19 protein-coding genes are annotated in these 20170 nt (G+C 52.7%); 9 read left to right on the top strand and 10 right to left on the bottom strand.

What is annotated here, in order from left to right:
• Nucleotides 1–128 precede the first annotated feature (128 nt).
• From SH302x_RS09885 to SH302x_RS09870, 4 genes are all read right to left on the bottom strand, one after another.
• Complete coding sequence (locus tag SH302x_RS09885; RefSeq protein ID WP_479368563.1) at nucleotides 129–512, bottom strand: hypothetical protein; 384 nt, start codon at nucleotides 510–512, stop codon at nucleotides 129–131.
• 57 nt (nucleotides 513–569) lie between these two features.
• Entirely contained in the window at nucleotides 570–1418 is an 849-nt protein-coding gene (gene scpB, locus SH302x_RS09880; RefSeq protein WP_479368562.1) for an SMC-Scp complex subunit ScpB, read from the bottom strand.
• 220 nt (nucleotides 1419–1638) lie between these two features.
• Entirely contained in the window at nucleotides 1639–2574 is a 936-nt protein-coding gene (lipA, locus tag SH302x_RS09875) for a lipoyl synthase (protein WP_479368561.1), read from the bottom strand.
• A 350-nt stretch (nucleotides 2575–2924) separates the two neighbouring features.
• On the bottom strand, nucleotides 2925–3515 hold the full coding sequence (locus SH302x_RS09870; RefSeq protein ID WP_479368560.1) for a peroxiredoxin: 591 nt from the start codon (nucleotides 3513–3515) through the stop codon (nucleotides 2925–2927).
• A gap of 242 nt (nucleotides 3516–3757) precedes the next feature.
• On the opposite strand from SH302x_RS09870, the gene rpmG reads away from it, so the two are divergent.
• Nucleotides 3758–3922: a 50S ribosomal protein L33 gene (gene rpmG, locus SH302x_RS09865; RefSeq protein WP_479368559.1), complete on the top strand. Its 165-nt coding sequence runs from the start codon at nucleotides 3758–3760 to the stop codon at nucleotides 3920–3922.
• A 233-nt stretch (nucleotides 3923–4155) separates the two neighbouring features.
• On the opposite strand, the gene SH302x_RS09860 is transcribed toward rpmG, so the two are convergent.
• Nucleotides 4156–4584: a hypothetical protein gene (locus tag SH302x_RS09860; protein ID WP_479368558.1), complete on the bottom strand. Its 429-nt coding sequence runs from the start codon at nucleotides 4582–4584 to the stop codon at nucleotides 4156–4158.
• Nucleotides 4585–4599: 15 nt separating this feature from the next.
• On the bottom strand, nucleotides 4600–5190 hold the full coding sequence (locus SH302x_RS09855; RefSeq protein WP_479368557.1) for a dCTP deaminase: 591 nt from the start codon (nucleotides 5188–5190) through the stop codon (nucleotides 4600–4602).
• A 210-nt stretch (nucleotides 5191–5400) separates the two neighbouring features.
• On the opposite strand from SH302x_RS09855, the gene glyA reads away from it, so the two are divergent.
• Both glyA and SH302x_RS09845 read left to right on the top strand, forming a co-directional pair.
• Entirely contained in the window at nucleotides 5401–6663 is a 1263-nt protein-coding gene (gene glyA / locus SH302x_RS09850; protein ID WP_479368556.1) for a serine hydroxymethyltransferase, read from the top strand.
• On the top strand, nucleotides 6660–7112 hold the full coding sequence (locus SH302x_RS09845) for a response regulator (protein ID WP_479368555.1): 453 nt from the start codon (nucleotides 6660–6662) through the stop codon (nucleotides 7110–7112). The genes glyA and SH302x_RS09845 overlap by 4 nt, the downstream gene beginning before the upstream one ends.
• Nucleotides 7113–7230: 118 nt before the next feature.
• Here the strand turns inward: SH302x_RS09845 and SH302x_RS09840 are convergent, their stop codons facing one another.
• From SH302x_RS09840 to SH302x_RS09825, 4 genes are all read right to left on the bottom strand, one after another.
• Entirely contained in the window at nucleotides 7231–7665 is a 435-nt protein-coding gene (locus tag SH302x_RS09840; RefSeq protein ID WP_479368554.1) for a hypothetical protein, read from the bottom strand.
• A gap of 133 nt (nucleotides 7666–7798) precedes the next feature.
• Entirely contained in the window at nucleotides 7799–8278 is a 480-nt protein-coding gene (locus SH302x_RS09835) for a hypothetical protein (RefSeq protein ID WP_479368553.1), read from the bottom strand.
• Between the two features lie 301 nt (nucleotides 8279–8579).
• Nucleotides 8580–9071, bottom strand: a complete 492-nt coding sequence (locus SH302x_RS09830; RefSeq protein ID WP_479368552.1) for a peptide chain release factor family protein — start codon at nucleotides 9069–9071, stop codon at nucleotides 8580–8582.
• 130 nt (nucleotides 9072–9201) lie between these two features.
• Nucleotides 9202–13350 carry a DUF2135 domain-containing protein gene (locus SH302x_RS09825; RefSeq protein ID WP_479368551.1) on the bottom strand — a complete coding sequence of 1383 codons (4149 nt, stop codon included), beginning with the start codon at nucleotides 13348–13350 and terminating at the stop codon, nucleotides 9202–9204.
• A 607-nt stretch (nucleotides 13351–13957) separates the two neighbouring features.
• Here SH302x_RS09825 and SH302x_RS09820 point away from each other — a divergent pair.
• The 6 genes from SH302x_RS09820 (at nucleotide 13958) to SH302x_RS09795 (ending at nucleotide 20133) form a co-directional block, all read left to right on the top strand.
• Nucleotides 13958–15523 carry an alkaline phosphatase D family protein gene (locus SH302x_RS09820; protein ID WP_479368550.1) on the top strand — a complete coding sequence of 522 codons (1566 nt, stop codon included), beginning with the start codon at nucleotides 13958–13960 and terminating at the stop codon, nucleotides 15521–15523.
• Between the two features lie 56 nt (nucleotides 15524–15579).
• Nucleotides 15580–15825, top strand: coding sequence for a hypothetical protein (locus SH302x_RS09815; protein ID WP_479368549.1), 246 nt, complete (start codon nucleotides 15580–15582; stop codon nucleotides 15823–15825).
• Nucleotides 15826–15993: 168 nt separating this feature from the next.
• Nucleotides 15994–16317, top strand: a complete 324-nt coding sequence (gene hisE, locus SH302x_RS09810) for a phosphoribosyl-ATP diphosphatase (RefSeq protein WP_479368548.1) — start codon at nucleotides 15994–15996, stop codon at nucleotides 16315–16317.
• Between the two features lie 238 nt (nucleotides 16318–16555).
• Nucleotides 16556–17419, top strand: a complete 864-nt coding sequence (gene hisG / locus SH302x_RS09805) for an ATP phosphoribosyltransferase (RefSeq protein ID WP_479368547.1) — start codon at nucleotides 16556–16558, stop codon at nucleotides 17417–17419.
• Nucleotides 17420–17581: 162 nt separating this feature from the next.
• Nucleotides 17582–18673, top strand: coding sequence for a lysylphosphatidylglycerol synthase transmembrane domain-containing protein (locus SH302x_RS09800; protein WP_479368546.1), 1092 nt, complete (start codon nucleotides 17582–17584; stop codon nucleotides 18671–18673).
• A 44-nt stretch (nucleotides 18674–18717) separates the two neighbouring features.
• A complete protein-coding gene (locus SH302x_RS09795; RefSeq protein ID WP_479368545.1) occupies nucleotides 18718–20133 on the top strand; it encodes an MBL fold metallo-hydrolase RNA specificity domain-containing protein in 1416 nt (471 codons plus the stop codon).
• Nucleotides 20134–20170: the final 37 nt, after the last annotated feature.

Genomic DNA, 20170 nt, shown 5'->3' with positions numbered 1-20170 from the left:
ATCTTGATTTATACGCCCTTGGCAATGACAAATAAAAAAGGGCAGCCAATTTCAGCTACCCTTTTTCAAGTCTTGCGCGATAAATCGATCACCAAGCGAACAGTCAACAGCCAGCGACCAGCGGGAATTTAGTCCCACTCTTCTTCTTCCTCATCTTCTTCGTCGTCCCAGTCGTCGTCGTCATCGTCCCAGTCGTCCTCTTCTTCTTCTTCGAGGCTTTCTTCCTCTTCCTCGTCTTCCTCTTCGTCTAGTTCGTCATCTTCGACTTCTTCCCATTCTTCTTCTTCTAGGTCGTCGTCGAATTCTTCTTCGTCGTCGAATTCTTCAAATTCTTCGTCTTCTTCCTCATCATCTTCGTCTTCATCTTCGTCGTCGGCGAATTCTTCTTCTTCGTCCTCAAAATCTTCATCGCTAGCTGCAACGAAGAAAGGTGAGGGCGTAAACGGTAGAATATCGCGGAACGATTTGGACTTGCCTGCACGCCAAGATGGAAAAATCAAAGTCGTCTTCACAACGGGCTCCTTCTGCTTCGACCTTCGTATAATTGAGTTTGGTAGTATGGGTTTAAGTTAAGTTCCGTGAATGCTATCGTCCAACGCGGGATTTGCAAGCTGGAGATCAGTTTGCAAAACCCATTCTCTTTTCGGCAAATGCTCAACGGATCGTAACCCGAACATTTGTAAAAATCGCTTTGTGGTGCCGTACAAGTACGGCCGGCCGAGCTCTTCGCTCCGTCCCGCTATACGTATCAAGTCGCGTTCCAACAACTGTCGCAGCGCTTCATCGCAGTTCGCACCGCGAACTGATTCGATGTAAGCACGCACTACTGGCTGACGGTACGCAATTATCGTCAAAGTTTCTAATGCAGGCATTCCCAATCGAATATCCCCAGGAACATGCTCCAACCGACGCAGCCAGCGTGAAAACTGCGGCCGTGTCAGCAACATGTACCCCCCGGAGGTTTCTTCGATTTGAAAAGCTTGCGATTCCTCGCGATACAATTCGTTCAACTGGCGGGTCAGTGTACGAGCTTGCGTGGCGTCCGCCAAGCAGGCTAATTGCGCTATTTTCCGTGAACTTAGCGGCTCTCGCGACAAAAACAAGATGGCCTCAACCCGTTGTCTGGCTCGGATCAGCCGCTCGGAATCGGGCAGCCTGGCTTCAATCGCTTCCAAGTTCGCTCGGTAAGTATCTAAACCTGGCAATTCCGCTGGCGTTTGCTGGTCGGCAGGAACGTCTGAAATTTCTTTCGAATTGTCGGCAATTGGCGGTTCCAGCAGCCAAGTTCGCTGCAATGTGCTGGCGGTCCTGGAAAAAGTCGACGCAAGGGAAGTGGGACGAAGACTTGACGCCGCTTGAGCACTTCCCCCCATCAACGACCTGTGCAGAGGTGTCTGGCAACTATTTCGCAGCAACATGTTCCACGCATCCCTTTCTTGGCTGTGAATCTAATCCATTTCAATCACCGGTCGGCTCGCACCGCTGGCTTGGGCAATTCCGTAGAAATAACGTATCAACGGATATCCTTGTCCGTTGGAGACTCGCCTCCAAAAGGGCAGCCCCCTTTTTAAAACTCGTTCTTAGATTTCAATACGTTGAACTACCTGGACACTCGCAACTTGGACGCGGCCCACGCTATTAAAAAAGTTCTGCCATCTCGCGAGCATGATACGAACTGCGGACAAAAGGCCCCGACGCAACTTGTTTGAAGCCCATCGATTTGGCAATCTGCCCCAATTCCACAAACTCCGACGGCTCTACATAACGCACCACCGGCAAGTACTTCTTGCCTGGTTGCAAGTATTGCCCCAGCGTCAAAAAGTCACAACCAACATTCAATAAATCTGCCAAGCAATCTAGCAATTCATCCCGCGTTTCACCAAGGCCAAGCATCAGGCCGCTCTTGGTTTTAATCTCAGGATCTCCCGCCTTGATCAACTTCAGCAACTCTAAAGTCCACTGGTAGTCACTCTTGGGGCCGCGAACGCGTCGATAAAGTCGTGGTACCGTCTCCATATTGTGGTTGAATACATCCGGCTTGGCAGCAATCAAACTCGCTAGCACATGCTTCTGCTGCACGAAATCAGGTGTCAGGATCTCGACCGTCGCCCCGGTCGCTTCTCGAACCGCCGCGATACATTGGTTAAAATGTTCTGCCCCACCATCGGCCAAATCGTCTCGCGTCACCGAAGTAATCACGACATGTTTCAACCCCAGTCGCTTGGCGGCTTCAGCCACTCGCGCTGGTTCATCCGCTGACAACGCCTCTGGGCGTCCGCGGGAAACTGCGCAAAAGCCACAAGGTCGCGTGCAAACATTCCCCAGTACCATAAACGTCGCCGTTTGTTGGGAATAACACTCCATGCGATTGGGGCATTTCGCGTTCTCGCAAACTGTCTCCAACCCCAGCTCTTCCAGCAACTGGTTCGTACGGAAGTTCTGATTGCCGGTCGGCAAGTCACGACGCAACCACGCCGGCAAACGGCTGGAACGCTCAAAGACGACTTCGCTCCCCCCCCCGCCACCGCATGGCACGGATGATTGCGATTCCAACGATACCACGGGCAATTGCATGTTCTAGCTCTAGGGTCTGAGGGTGGTAGCCTGCCTGACCTTCGAGATCAGACGTATTTAGTGTAATGATCGCCGCTGGCGACGTTTGCGATTCGGTTCGTTTTAAGGCAACTGCTCAGAATAAATGTACCAACGGACATCTTTGTCCGTTGAAGTATCGACGGACTTGGAAGTCCGTCGTACGGTAATCCAACTTCGAGCGATTGCCTAACTGTTTAAGCGGCCGGTATCTTCTCACCAGTTCGTAGTTCCGCCAGTTCGTAGTCCCGCCTTCAGGCGGTATTACAAACCTCATCTGCCTGGAGGCGGTACTACAAACCTACTGAACAGGATGGCTTTGAAGCACAACCTTATTTGTATTCAGCTTGGAAAAATTCTTTGCTGTCATTGACCGTCGCCTTGATCGTGCGGCTGCCTTCTTGCCAATTCGCTGGGCAAACTTCGCCATTCTTTTCAAAGAACTGCAGAGCTTTGACCATTCGCAAGGCTTCGTCAACGCTGCGACCCAACGGCAGATCATTGACCACTTGATGGCGAACTACGCCCGCTTTGTCGATAAGGAACAGGCCCCGCAAAGCGACGGCGTCATTGACCAGCACGTCATAATCACGAGCGATTTGCTTGTTCAAATCCGCGATCAACGGATATTGGATTTGCCCGATACCACCTTCGGTCCGCGGCGTATTGCGCCAGGCCAAATGGGAGAAGTGGCTATCCACCGAAACGCCGACTACTTGCACGTCCAAGGCTTCGAATTCTTTGACGCGATCCGAAAAAGCAATGATTTCAGTCGGGCAAACGAATGTAAAATCCAATGGGTAAAAGAAAAGCAGAACATATTTGCCGCGATACTGCGACAGCGTAACTTCCTCAAACGCTCCGTTGGCCAATACGGCTTGAGCTTTAAAATCTGGAGCGGACTTGGTAACTAATACTGCCATTACAGGACTTTCTCTTCAATGATGGTCTAAAGGTGTCGACAAAGGTTCTAAATCATTCCGGCAAACGGCGCTGGTGCACGTATTGCTTTGACTGCTTATTTTTACGAAATCGTCAAGTTGGTCAAATGCACCTTGGCAACTGGACGAGAATTATGAATAATACGCCACCCGGATGCACGAAAAACCGGCATGGTCGCGGGTTTACGAACAGTTAAGCATATTGGTTGAAGGTTGAAACGGTCATGGCAAAATCCAAGAAGAAGAAAGAAACCTGCTTTTTAGTTTGCACCGAAACGGGTGACTACAATTACACGGTTCTGCGTCGATCAGGCGGCGAAAAGCTTGAGCTGAAGAAGTACTGCCCTCGCTTGCGCCGTCACACCGTGCACATCGAAAAGAAGAAGTAAGTCGGATTACTTTACTCTCAATTCGCCTTTCGCACTGGGTGCAAGTCGCCTTCCGCTATGGGCGCATTGTCGGAGCGAAGGTCTAGAGTACGACGGACTTCTAGTCAGTTGATTCAGCGCTTCCAGTCCGTCGATCCAGGTTTTGCACGCACGGATTGGAAGTTCGGTCTGAAACGCTGCAACTTTTCGCGGCGCGTTCCTGGTGGCTGTTTGGCTACCATAAGCGGAATCTATTAACGTGCCAAATCCGAAGCGATAATCTTGTTGGCATTGTTTCGTTCGCCGCCAAAGCGAACGAAGAACTCTTTCATCCCACCGCTGGGGATACGGACTTTGCCAAAGATCAGCAAGTCATTATTGATTCGAGTTACGTTAGGGGACCATTCCAATTGCGACTCGCCTGGAGTTCGCGTCAATCGCTTGACTTCGTCGTACGCCATGCGGACAAAATGCTCCGGTAATTCGCCATCGCGAACGCGTTCGGCCAAGTCTTTTTCCGGCGTGACGACCCGCGGCTGCTGCATCGGGTATTTGACGAAACCCACGACACCCGTGATCCCCAAAATCAAGGCCGCAAGCAAACAGATCACCAGAATCAAAGTGGACAGAGGATCGCGGGCTGTCGTTGCGTTTGTCGCGGGCTGGGAAACGGTCGGTTCCATGACGTCTATCACCATTTAGCGCAGTTCACGAGTACCAGGGTACAAAAAGCTGTTCTCTGCCTCAAATTCATCGTGCGGCGAGCGTTCATTGCGGAACTCGCGATACAACAAACTGGGCTGGATATCGTGATTGTCTTGGTATTTATCGCTGGAATAATGCAGAACTTCGCCTGCCACCTCGTGATAAAATATTTGGCAGATCGGTATATAAGGATAAATGCGAACCGGTTGGACCGCATACATTTCCAACGTCCAGTAACCGCAGAAGCCGACATTCCCAAATCCACAAGTGGCATGTACAAACAGCCCCAGACGGCCCAAGGAAGATCGACCCTCAATCATTGGCACATGATTGTCGGTGCGCGTGTACTCGACGGTCCTGCCCAAGTAGATTTGGTTAGGATTGAGAATCAAGCCTTCTTCGGGAATCGTAATGCGACGAAATCGATTCGGAAATTTCACATCCAAAATGACTTCCTCGTACACCAACAGTTCGTTGTGCAGCGACAAATTATAGCTGTTGGGGTTCAATCGCGAGCGATCGTAGGGGCTGATATCGATCTCCTGCCCCATTCGAGACTCGATCTCATTTCCAGAAAGGATCATCAATGAAGCCCTTTAATAGTAGAGTAACACTCGCTAAGTTCCTTAAGCGTACCGTGAGTCGCCACAGTCTGCAATTAGCGTATTCCTCAAATCCGGTAATGTTTAGCGGCGATTGACACTCCCATCAGTCGTTACGACAATAGTTTTAAATGAAGATCGCTTTTTGCGTTCGCCATCTGTTTCCAGCCAAATCAACTCTAGCTACCGCGCATGAACCCACTACAAACTTTAGATCCTGAAATTTGGTCCGCTATCGAAGCTGAAGCGAATCGTCAGCAAAACGGCCTAGAAATGATTGCGAGCGAAAATTACACGTCGCTGAACGTCATGTACGCCGTGGGGAGCGTTCTGACAAACAAATATGCCGAAGGATATCCGGGCCGTCGCTACTACGGGGGCTGCGAGCATGTGGATACTGTCGAGCAGTTGGCGATCGACCGTGCCAAACAATTGTTCGGTGCCGAAGCGGCCAACGTCCAGCCTCACAGCGGTTCGCAAGCCAATACGGCGGTTTATTTGGCGAATCTTCAGCCCGGCGACTGCGTCCTGGGACTGGATCTCGCTCAGGGTGGCCATCTAACCCATGGGATGGCGTTGAATATCTCCGGCAAACTTTACAACTTCGTTTCCTACGGGGTTGATCCAAAGAATCATCGCATTGACTTTGATCAAGTTGCACGACTGGCAGCAGAACACAAGCCGAAGATGATTGTGGCCGGTGCGAGCGCTTATCCTCGCGAAATTATCCACGAAAAGTTTGCTGAGATTGCGAAATCTTGCGGCGCTAAACTACTGGTCGACATGGCTCACTACGCCGGTCTGGTCGCGGCCAAACTTCATAATGACCCGGTACCTGTGGCCGATTTCGTGACTACGACCACGCACAAAACGCTACGCGGTCCACGCGGCGGTTTGATTTTATCCAAGTCAGAGAATATCAAAGCTTTGAATTCGGCTGTTTTTCCAGGGATACAAGGCGGCCCACTGATGCACGTGATCGCTGGTAAAGCGGTTTGTTTTGGCGAGGCCTTGCAGCCCGAGTTTCGAGCTTATGGGCAGCAGGTTATCGACAACGCAGCGGCACTCGCTGAAACGCTGCTCAGCCATGACGTGAGGCTGGTCAGTGGCGGCACCGATAACCATCTAGTCTTGATGGATGTGACGACCTTTGGCATCGGCGGCAAAATTGCCGAGAAGACGTTGGATCATTGCGGCATCACCGTCAACATGAACATGATCCCATTCGATACTCGCAAGCCGATGGACCCCAGCGGTATTCGCTTGGGAACGCCGGCCCTAACCACTCGAGGTATGGGCACTGACCAAATGCGTCAAATTGGGAAGTGGATTGTTACCGCACTGCGAAACCCGGACGACCAAGCCCAAATCGCGGAGATTCGGTCTGAGGTTCACGCCATGACGCAACATTTTCCTGTGCCAGCGGGCACCTCCGCAATGGTAGTCAGTCCATGAGCAACACTCCAAGAATTTTGATTGCCGACGACAACGCCGCTAATCGCGAACTGCTAGAAGCTTACCTAGTCAATATCGATTGCGAACTTGCGTACGCCCATGACGGCGCCGACACGATGCAGAAGGTAGCTTCCTTTAAGCCCGATCTGGTTCTGTTGGACGTCATGATGCCGAAGATGAATGGGTTTGAAGTTTGCAAAGCCATCAAGGGGAATCCTGAGACGTCAAATATCTTGGTGTTGATGGTCACCGCTCTCAGTGAGTTGGGGGACATTGAACGAGGTGTAGCGGCGGGCACCGACGATTTCTTGAAGAAGCCGGTTGAGCGATTGGAGCTGAACAAGCGCGTGGAAAACATGTTGAAGCTCAAGGGCATGAGCGACGAGAACGAGCGCTTGCGTCAATACATTCAGAACATGGAAGACGGCTGGCGTCGCGAAGCCGTGTAAGCGAGAGGGCATGAGATGCACAGGGCTTAAACCAGCCGAATGGGGGCTGTCCCCATCGGCTGAAGCTTTGGCGCTGCAGGACACAGCCCCGAACGGACATAAGCACCGCTTGCCTTGCCTACCAAGGGCTACGTACTGGGTAGACACCAAACTGGTTGGTGTGCGTTGGCCAGTAGGGCGTTGCGCGGAACATGCCGGGGGCGGAACCGACTGCGGCTCCGGGACCAAATTGATGATACACCGGCGTCATCGTGTTCTGAGAAACGCCCCACGAGTAATTCTGCTGCATCTGAATCGTTGGCGGTACAATCAAAGCCGTCGGCTGGCCCGTTTTCAAATAGTAGTAATCACCGTGCCACGGCTGCGTGGCGGCTTGATTGCGAGCCCAGTAATCACCCCAAGTCGAATGAGAAACCCAATAAGCCGGAGCTCCGGGCCCCGTCATGTTACCGCCCGACATGCGGCCAAAAATCTGAGCGTGAGATTCTTGCGAGAACGATCCCACCGCAATAATTGCAATGGCCGCGATCCAAATAGTCTTCATATGATGCATGGAAGTATCCTTTTAAGTCGTTAAAACTGTTAGCGACATGCCAAATCATCCATGCATTGGCTAGTCAGTCGAACTCGAAACCGCAGTCCGTTACTGTCATTAAGCGGCGATCGAAAACTACTCGTCCCAAGTCCTAGTAGCGAGGCAAACTGAATTGACGATTCAGGTATTGGAACCCACTGCGAACTGGCGGCGAATAGTAATGAGCACTGGTTCGATTCAAACCCTTACCTTGATCATAGTACGAATGATAGCGGTCGTGGTGTGAATACATGAACTGATGCGGATAAAACGCTTCGTTGGTAATGTAGGTGTGACCTACCCAACCGGGAACGCCCACCGGCGAGATATACAATCCTGCATCCGCTTGATTGGCATACCCTTGGGTGAAATAGTTGTCGAACAACGGTTGTGCGTGGCGGTAACCCCATTGGCTGCCGCTGGCATTTGCGCCATAACCACCCGACACGTATCCGCCACTGCCATCGGAGTGGAAGACGTTGCCGCATGTTCCATCAGAACATTGGCCGTGTGCCGAAGTGTTCAGCGCACTGGCGGCCAGACCGACAGCCAGACTGGCCATGGTTTTGTAAAGTGTTGCTCGCCGTACCATCGGCTGTTCCCCCTGAGATTATCCGAATCCGTGCTTACCAAATGGCGTAAGTGCCTTATCGAGTTGCATCGGCATGGACCGGTCGTTGATTTTGGTGAAAGCATCTATCGCACCGATAAAATCATAATCACCACGCTGGAAATTTTAGCTGGAAAAAATGTTCGCACTCGGCAATCTGTACGGCTGGCTTCTCCGAGTTTAGCGAGAAACCGAAGTATCCACCGGGCAAGCCGGTGGGATTCTAATGCTCCCGGCTCGCCGGGGAGATCCTTCCGGCGCTCGCTAATGAGCGTGCCCCGCCTTACGTTAGCGGATGCAAGCCGAGCGATTGGCGGTCGCGATTGCACTGCAGCAACGCTGGCATATGCGACTTAAGCAACTTGACCAACTGAGCGGAACTGATGCCAAGCTGCTGGGCGGCAGCAGATAGCTCGTACTGCGAGGATGCCAAGTGATCCAAGGCCTCCGCCAGGAGGGCCGGATAATCAGAGTGCGACACCGCCACTTTGGCTCGGCCCGTTTGAAAACGCAACTTCCAAAGCTCCGATAGCTCGCCACCGCTCGGTGTCCTGACATGCGTTGCCAAATTCAATCGCAAGCGATGGATCGCTATCGACCGATTGGAGTCCTGGCTGCGCGATTCGGACGCTTGCCCCACCAGGCCGCTCTCATGACGAATCACGACTGCCGTATCAGTTTTGTTGCGGTGCTGCCCCCCAGGCCCGCTTCCTCGTGCCGTTTGAATTTGGCAACTGTGCAACAGTTGATCGATCGGCAAAAAACAAGGGTGCATGCCTATTCGCTCCGGCTTTCATCCAATAAAAACGGCCATCCAAAACTGGATGGCCGTTACGAGACTGTTGCTTTACTAGCCAATCGATTGCGATAAGAGCCGCAAAGGACTGGATAACAAATTTGCAGTTTTACTGTTGCGTCTGACCTTCACCAGTAATGAAGTTGAACGTATTCACTTCGCGAATGGCATTGAAGTTCGGTGCCGGCGTTACGCGAACGTAGCGGCGATCTCCGGAAATCACTGCGGATGGGATGATCAAAAACGTCCCCTCGGGAATAATCGTAATATCGGGTCGATATCCAACCGCTCCTCCGCGGAATGGGTTCAACGGCAAAATGCCGCCTCCGCCAATCAGACCGGGAAGTCCAGGAAGAATGGTTTGATTACTGCCAGATTGCTGTGCCAAAACCGCTCGAGATGCTGCGAGCCGCTCGGCTTGCGTTTTCGTAACCTGCACGTCCGCAATCGCATCCTGACGACGGCCTTGCTTGACGTCCACTCGCACCACGGCATTCTTCTCATCAATGGGCAAGACTTGACGCACATGACGTTGATCTGGAGTGCCAAAGTCGGTGACGATATCAACCAACACCGTGCCATTGTTTACGTTACCCCAGACGCGTTGCACAAAAATGTCATACACACCTGAGAAACCTTGGGAGCAAATGTAGGTCTCACTGAATCCGTCTTTTCCAGCCTTGTCCAATCCAGAGGCATCTCCCAACAGCATTCCACCGGAAATGGTGCGTGGATTCGAAACCGAGCAGATAGTTCCCGTCGGCTCTTGAACGCTGATGTCGACATCGGCATCGCCCGTCCAGCTTACGCGAACAACAATGTCACGACGTGCACTTTGCTGCAGGTGGCTCGCAAAAGCATTGGCCTCCATCACACGGCCTTCGCGAGTCAGTGTGGTGAAAGTCGCTTGAGCGGCAATCGAGGCGTCCTCGGTCAGCTTCGCAAGCTCGGTTGGCCACGCTTGGCTAAGTATGCCGGCGCAGATCCACTGCAAAGCTTCGACGTTATCGGACTTCATCGCCACTGGCAGCGACATGGAATACGCTTCTGGCCGCAAAGGTGCTTGCATCGCAGCATCGTGCAGCACGCTGAGTGCTTGTTCGTCCATCGAACTCTTGATGAAGTAACTAGCCAGACGGATTCGGTCTTCGATATCACCGCTGAAGTCAATTGCGGACATGAGCACGCGACTGATTTCCTGCTGAGGATAATCACAAGCTTGCATCGAAATGCTCAACGCTTCGTACATCCACGGCATCGGATAACCAGCCAGGATCGAACCGTGGATAGCCGCGATCATCTCTTCAAAGTAGGGTTTCACTTCATCCGCTTTTTTCTGAAGTAGCAGTCGTTGGACGGCGTTCAACTGGCGGTTGAACAGCTTGACCATCTCTTTTTCGACAGACGCTTGTTGCTCAGGCGTGGCTGATTGAAGTTTCGCCACGATCGCTTGCATCTTGCTGGCAAAATTGACATCTACAGCAGCATTGGAGTCACCGGCTGCCAGAGGTGCGGTTTGACCGGTGGTAGCATCGGACTTCGAAGGAGCATCGTTGACGTCGAACAGACCGCCACCTCCGCCACCCATCATGCCGCCGCCCATGCCTCCGCCGCCCATACCACCGCCCATGCCACCCATGCCGCCGCCCATGCCGCCACCCATGCCACCGCCCATGCCGCCGCCCATACCACCCATCATGCCACCCATCATGCCCATGTTCATCACGGGTACAACCAAGTCGCCAACGGGGTAGACGCGAATGATCCGAGCGTTGCCTTCATCGAGCGTCGTGATGTTGAGCACTTCGTTATCGATGACGTAAGTCAGATCTTTTTCTTTTAAAATGATCGACAGGGCAGCACGCAGGCTGATTTCTGGCATATTGGTGAGCGTGACAGGATCGTCAGGCGAAGACACCCCCGTTTCCATCGCGGTTTCGTCGAAACGCCAAGGTATGTCGAATTGCTCGCCGATTTCTGTCATCACGCTGCGCAGCGGAGTGTTGTTAAAATCTGGCGTAAACGTTTCGCTCAACGTACGGTAGATGTTCTTTTCGGATTCGTTCGTACCAGCCAAATCGACAGAACCGTATCGATCGATGCGTCGCGCGGAAAGCCGGCGCCAAACATCTGCAGGTGGGTAGAGAATCGGCGGCTCGTCCGCAATCGGAATGTTGCTCTTCTCGTTCTGGTACAACACATCCACAAAGCCACGACGTTTCGCATAGATCACATCCTTGATCAACTGGAAGTTCGCTTCCACGTTGGATTTGGTCTCGGTGACGACAGCGATCTCGGTGCCACGCGCGATTTCGTTCACCACCGGCGCGATGTCTTGATTAGCTTCCATAAACAACTGTTGGTCGATCAGCGAATTAAATCGCTCGACCAACTGTTGAACAGTGGCTTCGGTGCGAGCGCGTTCGGTCAGCAGACGTTGCGACTGAGCCGCTTGTGCTGACGCGGCTTCTGCATTGGCCAATTGCTCACGCACAACCGCTTCGCGGCGTGCTGCGGCTTGAATATCAGCGGCAAGTAGAGCTTCCAATTGGGCGCGTTTGCCTGGGTCTAGGTCTGGCGAACGAACAACTTCGCTCAGCAACATCTTCAGGCCAACTTTGGTGCCTTCCGGATCGCGAGAAATGTTCGATCGAGCGTCACGCAGCGCGCTGCGGACTTCTTGTTCTAACTGTTCCGAGCGCAACGAGCGTCGACCGACCTCATCGGACAACAGATCGCCACCGCTGGCCAATTCGCTGAATCCAAGAGATGGGGTGCGTGCTGAAGGTGCCGCTGGACGCAACGGACTCGTCGGAGCTGGCGGAACAGCCAAACCAAAATCAGCGTCGACTTCCGCAGGCGTTGCGGGAACTGCAGGAGCGGGATCCGTTGCCATCGGAGCTTCACCGAACGGGTCAACTGACGGAGTTCCCAATGGGTCCGCAGGCGTCACGTCTGCGGCAGCGCCGAAGGGATCGTCCGAAGGAGTGGTTTCATCGCCAAATAAATCGTCTTGGAAGGCAACTAGTCTGACTTTCAAACCACGTGGCTGGACGGCTGCCCCGTCGCCTTTTGGTTTATTCAACAGGATGAGAACATTTTGTGCTTCCACATTGTTCGGATCGCGGCGCAGAGCTTCTTCGATAATCGAGCGAGCGGCTTCAAAGTCTTGGCGTTGAATTGCAAATCGCGCGTCTTCCACCATTTTGGCCGAAGCGTTAGCGTAGACGGCGGCCAGTTCGCGGAGGGCGGCTGAACCGACGGTCGGCAGATACAAGCCGCCGTTATCGTCCGCTTTGTCGATTAACCCTGGCAGGAAAGCCATGTCCGGGTTCGACGCTTCTGCGGTCAATTCCCATTGCAATAGAGCTGGTTTCCCCGCCAACTCGCCTTCCATCTTGAAGGCGGCCTTTTGCGAAGGATTCTTCAGCGTGCCCAGGACGATCGAATCGCGATCAGCGCGTATCGGCGGCAAGTTGACCGGCAGAACCGTATCAGCAAACTCGGCAATGTTCGATTTCTGAGGCCAGAACACAGGCGTACTCGTCGATCGCGCCAGCTCCAACCCTAGATTCTGCGAAGTACCTTGGTAATTCGTTTGCAGCAACAAGATACCGCCCGTATGGTTGGCAATCGTAGCCAACCCTTCGACGTCCGTCTTGACGCCTACGGCTAAGGACGAAACCGACGTACGGTTATCCACTAGGCTAGTCGTGAGATTACGGAAGCCGTCTTCGTTCAGCAATCCGCTGCCGGTAATACCATCACCGATGTAGATGATTACGCCGCCTTTGGGAAGCATCTTGTTCGCATGGCGAATTGCTCCCGGCAGGTTCGTCGTGCCCAGTGGCACGCGTTGGTTCAGTTTTTCGAGTGCAGTTGCGATTGCCGTGCTCTTGGCCGGTTGCAAGCCACCGCTCAGATCCACGACCGAAACATCACAGGCCAAGAGAGCAACTTGCGCGTCTGATGGCAGCGACTTCAGCGTAAATTGCAATGCGTCCAGAGCTTCTTGGCGAACTTCGCCAAACTGAGAAGCGGACGTGTCAAACAAAATTGCAATGGGACGCTGCAGTTGAGCATCTGCCGCATCGGCCGAAATACTCAAAGCAAAATTTGTCTTCCCAACGGCGTCGGAGAAAGTTGCACAACGGGACTGCGTTGACCGCATGGCGATTTCGCCCGCAAGAGTCAATGGTCCAGCTACACCCATCAGGATTAAGCCAGTCAGGTATGTCAAACGACTTCGTCGCGACATAGGTAAGTTCTCCTTCGCTATGGAATTAACTGCCAGGTCTCCCGCAAAAACGACGAGCTGCGGTGACTATCTACACTTTACTTCAGTACGCTTGGACTGCCAGCTTTGGGCAGCAAAAACGTTAGTCTTTCTGACTTTATTGTTCGATCGCAACAAACGCTAAGCGTCGGTTGCCTTTCACTTCTAGGTTGTGAACGACAATTTAGCGTTGCAATGTGCAACAGTCAGAACGCTATCCATTTAATTAGCAAATCGATGACCAAAACGCGATAAGGAAACGCTTCCAAAGCTAAATCGATCGGGTTTCTGCAAAGTTTCTATCTCACCTAGCTTCGCGCAGGTAAAACGCCCCCGTTTTTATCGTTACAATCGATGCTTGAGCCATAATCGCCGTTACCCTGCGGCTTGATTGGCGAGGGCCGAGGCAACGGCGTTGGCCAGGAGTGTTTAATTTTGCAACACTTTAACAATTCAACCGCGGCGGCGAAGTGTGGCTGCTGGTAAAATCGCACCCGTTATGATGTCCGAGGCAGGCGAAACGGGACGAAGTCTGCCTGTGCCGGAAATTTGGACGCTACCTCAACCGCCTGGAATTAAGGAACCGTTTGTGAAACGCTCAGTATCTTCATTGATGACAACTTTGGACCGTCGCGATTGGCTGCGAGCGGCAGCCGCGATTTCGGCCACGTTAATTCTGCCTCGCTCGGCGCGTTGCTTGGCAAATTACACTTTCCAAGAAAATCCGTTCCAATTGGGAATCGCATCGGGCGACCCGGCTCCTGACGGATTTGTGCTTTGGACGCGACTAGCGCCTCGACCCTTGGAGGGGGGCGGGATGCCCGCAGAGGACGTGGCGGTTCGATACGAAGTTGCAACTGATGAAAACTTTGCCAATATCGTCGCCAGCGGTGTGGAGCCAGCCAAGTCGAATTATGCTCATAGCGTCCATGTCGAGCTGAAGGGGCTGCAGCCACGGCGGACTTACTGGTACCGATTTCATGCCGGCGATGCAACTAGTCCGGTCGGCAAAACTGCGACGTTGCCAACGCTGGACACCAAACTTGATCGCTTTCGATTCGCGTTCGCTTCCTGCCAGCATTTTGAACACGGTTACTATCACGCTTATCGAGACGCGATCGAGCAGAATGTCGAACTGATCGTTCACTTAGGCGACTATATCTACGAAGGGGCTGGTACCAAGAAGCATGTGCGACAAGTACCCGGTGATGAGATTATGTCGCTGGAAGACTACCGACTAAGACATGCGGTCTATAAGTCCGACCCCATGTTGCAAGCGGCTCATGCGCATTGCCCTTGGATTGTCACCTGGGATGATCACGAGTTTGACAATAACTATGCCGCAGATCACTCGGAAATTGCAGGCACCGATCCGGCGGAATTTTTGGTGCGACGCGCGGCCGCTTATCAAGCGTATTACGAACACATGCCGTTGCGAGCGCCGCAGATACCGACCGGCCCAGATTTGCGGTTGTACCGCGAGATACAGTTAGCTGATTTGGCGACTTTCCAAGTGTTGGATACTCGCCAATATCGAACGCCACAGCCTTGCGGTGATCACAACAAGCCACCGTGCGAGGGCGTCTTTGACCCCAATGCCACCATGTTGGGTGACGCGCAAGAAAGTTGGTTGCAGGGCAATTTAAAGAAATCGCAAGCGCATTGGAACATCCTGGCTCAACAGGTCATGATGGGCCGCGTGGATCGCGATATGTCCGAAAACGTCGCCTGGAGCATGGATCAATGGGCTGGTTACGATGTGCCCAGAAAACGCTTGATGAACTTTTTGGGTGATAGCAAGGTCAGCAACCCCGTGGTTTTGACTGGAGATATTCATTCCAACTGGGTCAATGAGTTGCGAGCCAACGCGGATGAAACCCAAAGCGATCCGGTGGCGGCAGAGTTTGTCGGCACCTCGATCAGCTCGGGCGGCCAAGGCGTTGACCAACGTCCCGAAGCGGACGGAGTATTGCGAGACAATCCGTTTGTAAAGTTTTATAATGGCGAGCGGGGCTATGTGGTTTGTGATGTAGATCGCGGCCAGTGGATAAGTGACTATCGCGTCGTTGAAAAAGTCACCGAACCGCAGTCGAGTGTCTTCAGCCGTGCCAAGTTCCGTGTTGAATCCGGCCGCTCCTGGGTCGATCGCGTGTAGCAACGCCCCCAACGTTTGCATTGACAGGCTAGCTGATGGTTTACTGGTCGATATTGGTGATTATTAATTTACCCGTTTTCGCGCTTGTCGCCTGGCTAGTCTTTGATACCAACGAGAACGCTGCAGACAACTTCCTTGAAACGGTTGTGGCGCTTGCAAAAGCGGCTTTGCTTGGTCCCTTTAGGCTGCTAATTAGCAGCGACGAACAGGTAAGCGCATTCTCAGTTGGCGTCTTCTTCGTAATCTGCGCGGCAATTCTGTACGGCGAGAATCTATTGATTTCGTATTGGCTGTCGGGCTAATCGGCCCCGTGGAACGGCAAACGGGCGGCATTGCTGAGCAACATACCCTCGCAGCCCAGGAGCATGGCAAGTACAATTTGGCACTAGCTTACCACCGAGGGCGGGGGGGCCAGCAGCTTATCGCGGGACTGGTCGACTGTTCGTGTTCTTTGAAAGTATTCCGTTCGTATGTCCGATGTCCTAGATCGCTTGATGTCTCAAATCCACGAGCGAATCCGTGAGATGCCGAAAGGCTCTTACACAACCAAACTGGTCAATGGTGGCGTGCCAGCGATTGCAGCTAAGATTCGCGAGGAGGCCGAAGAACTGATCGAAGCGGCCGACGAAACAGATCGAGCTCACTTTATCTACGAGGCCTGCGACTTGATCTATCATACCTGGGTCCTGCTGGGCTTAAAGAATGTCACTGTCGACGAACTGCGAGCCGAGCTGGAACGGCGAGAGGGGACCAGCGGCATCGCCGAAAAGGCGGCGCGGCCTAAAAAAGACTAGGAAAGGCCGCGTGTCTCGTTTAACCGCGTGCCCAGCAGATTGACAAGCACTGAGGCAATAGTTGTAGAACGCGGGGCGGTGCCTAACGCGGTAAAACGAAAAATTCGCTGGCGGCTGATCTCGCCTTTTGCCGCGTCACATCGTTTTTTGGCTTGCGGATGTGGGTGCTATCCATCAAAATCTCGCGACTTGCGGCCAATCCCTATCAAAACATCAGCAATCACAATCAAAGAGCGACATGGGTTTTCCACGCGATCATTTACGGTTAGGTATTCCAAGCAAGGGCCGATTGAGCGAACAGGCGACCGAGTTGCTGCATCAATCGGGTCTGAAGTTTCGACGCCAGGACCGCATGCTGTTCGCTCGCGTTCAGGATTTGCCCGTCGACATCATCTTCTTGCGAGCGGACGACATTCCGATCTTGTGCGAGGAAGGTGCCATCGATTTAGGGATTTCAGGCAGTGATTTGATCGCGGAAAGCCAAGCGAAAGTGGAACGTCGGATGCCGATGGGCTTTGGTCGGTGTCGGTTATCGATCTGCGTACCGACCGCTTCCGAAATCAAGTCCGCGCAGGATTTGGACAAGAAGCGTATTGCGACCAGCTTTCCAAATTTGACCAAACAATTCTTGGCCAAGCATGGAGCGGAAGCTCATATTGTGGAACTGAATGGATCGGTGGAAGTCATGATCGCCTTGGGGATTGCCGACGCCATTGTCGATTTGGTGGAGACCGGCAGCACGTTGGCCGCGAACGATCTGAAGATTTTGACCGACATCGGCGAATACGAGACAGTGATTATTCAGAGTGCCAAATGTCGCGATGTGGCGACGGCTGACCGCATCATTCGGCGGTTGGAAGGGATTGTAATCGCAAGGGATTACACGATTTTGGACTTTAATATCCGCAAAGAAAAGATGGAGCAGGTCGACAAGATTTGCCCTGGCTACAATTCCAACACGATTTCCGAACTGGAAGATCCGTTGTGGTATGCGGTGCGAAGCATGATCCGTCGCAAGGATGCGGTAGCGACGATGGAAAAGCTGGAAGGCATTGGTGCCACGGCGATTCTTGAGACCGCGATCGTTAATTGCCGACTCTAGAATCTGGTTCTAGTAGAGATTTACAACAGATGTAGAATACTCAGACGAAAGACGGTGGGAAACAAGGAGCACTTGTCGGATCCCGCCCCGTCATTTCAGATAGATTCAGCAGCCGTAAATGGATCGTCACTGCTGAAAAGGAATTTTCAAAAGGCCTCTCAATTGCTTGGCAGCAATCCCAGCAACGACAATCGTTCAACCGACCGATTGCCAATCACAACCGCCTCAGGCGAGGAAATGAAACCGGAGCAAGCCGATCGGTATGCTCGTACTTTGGCAGATTTTGCGAAGTATTCGCTGATCGCCATCGTCATTGTTGGCGCCTCTTACCTGCTCTATAAAAAGCTGGAAGACGTAACGCTGTCCGATATTCAGACCGCTTTCTTGAGCATACCGAAGTTCAATATCTTTATCGCCTTGCTGTTGACTTGCGCAAATTTCTGTCTGCTGACAGGTTACGATTTGATCGCGGTGCGATATCTGAAAAAAGAAGTGCCTGTGCGACGTGTGATGGCCGGTGCGATCATCGGTTATGCGCTCAGCAACGTATTTGGCTGGTTGGTTGGTGGGACGGCAGTGCGATATCGTTTGTATCGTCGCTGGGGTTTTACGCCGGTCGAGATCATCGCCTTTGTTACGATCCTGTCGATTACTTTCTGGTTGGGGATGTTTCTATTGGCGGGAGTTGCCTTCGCGATTTTGCCGATCAATTTGCCGGACAAATTTGAAGGCGTGTTGTTCCTGGATCATCGTATCTGGGGTTGGTTTTTTCTCGCGATTGTGGCTGCTTATCTGTTGGCTACGGTCCTTGTGCGAAAGCCGATCCGCTGGAAATCATATCGCTATGCGTTGCCACCGTTGAAGCTATCTTTGCTGCAATTGATTGTGTCTGCAGGCGATTTCGTGTTGACTTCAGCGGTCCTCTACATGGTCATTCCTCCGAATTTGACGGGACCAGACTCGATCAACTTCAGTACCGTACTGGCTAGTTATTTGACGGCGATGATCCTGGTTGTGGTCACGCATGCGCCCGGCGGCGTTGGGGTTTTGGATGCGACGATTGTGAGCGTCTTTCCTAAGTCAGCGGCTGCATCGATCTTCGCGGCCGTCGTCATGTTTCGATTAATCTATTACATCCTGCCAGCAATTGTGGCGGGAGGCATGTGGGCCGTGATGGAAGCGAGCTGGGGGAGAGAGCGACGAGAAGCACTCGAGACTCCGCCGCCTTCTTCGGGTGATGCAGGCGACATCTAGTTCTTCATTCTTTGTTTCTGATCCTTCACCGAATAGCGCAGCACATGCAGATCATTCACCACGGCTCGCAGACCGGCGTCACGGGTTCTTGCCACGAGCTAATCGTCACAGATTCCGAATCGGTGTTGATTGATTGCGGGATGTTCCAAGGGACCGATGCCAAACGACGCAAAGCGGCTTTTGCCAAGCAAGCATGTCCTGGCGGTGTTTGCGAAGTGGAAAACGATCTGTTGTACATGAAGATCGATTTTCCGATCGCACACATCGAATCATTGATTGTGACACACGTGCATATCGATCATATCGGACGGATACCTTATTTGCTGGATGCTGGCTATCGAAAACCGATCTACTGCACGATCCCGACAGCAGAACTGCTGCCGATCATGTTAGAAGATGCGATTCGATTGGGAATCAGCCAAAAAGCGCACGTGGTGAATCAGTACCTTAAGGACTTGAAGAAGCTCGTGCGGCCGATCGAATATGGCCAATGGTTTCAGCCATCGAAGTCGACGCAGGCTAGGTTTTCCGATGCGGGACATGTGTTGGGCAGCGCTTATGTTGAAATAGATCATGGCGATGAAAGAGTCGTGTTCAGTGGCGATATCGGTTCGAGCTTCGCGCCGCTATTGAATGCGCCGCATAGTCCTGAGCGAGCGGATTGTTTGGTTTTGGAGAGCACGTATGGCGATCGCTTGCATGAAGACCGCGAGCATCGAATGCGTCGTTTGAAAGAAATCTTGGAACACACGCTTGAGAACGCGGGCGTTACGATCATCCCCGCTTTTTCGCTGGGGCGAACTCAAGAGTTGCTGTTTGAGATGAACTACATCTTGGAGGATATTGGCAAGACAAAAGAATGGACGGTCTTGTCCAAGGTTTCGATCCTGGTCGATTCACCTTTGGCGATCAAATTATCGGCGGCTTACAACCGGTTGAAAGAGTACTGGGGCAGCGAAGCTCGCAAGGTGCTGGAGGTCGACGATCAACCGCTGGCTTTCGATAACTTGATTGAGATCCAGGACGCAAAAGATCATATGCGTATCCTGGAAGAATTAAAGAAGACCAAGAAAGCCGCCATCATTATCGCAGGCAGTGGGATGGTGACAGGTGGACGAGTGATTGAGATTATCCAAAACTTCATTGGCCGCCCCACGACCGATATTCTGTTCGTGGGATTTCAAGCCAAAGGAACACCTGGGCGATGGCTGCAGGAGGGTAATCCGCAAGTGCGATTTGGTAAGCGGGTGTTCGACGTGCGGGCGAAGGTGCATACGATTTCTGGCTATTCGGCGCATGCGGACCAAGCGGAGCTGATCCAGTTTGTCAAAGGCATGAAGTCGCCGCCGAAGAACATTCGCTTGGTTCACGGCGACCTGGAAGCCAAACTGGTGCTGCGCGACAAACTGGTAGCCGAGGGTTATAACGTCACCTTAAGCGACGACCTGCCCGAGCGTTAGGAACGGGTCGCCCAGTTTCGTCGGCGTGACGTTGAAG

Source organism: Njordella calcicola (assembly GCF_056494125.1).
This window is presented reverse-complemented; position numbering and strand designations above follow the sequence as displayed.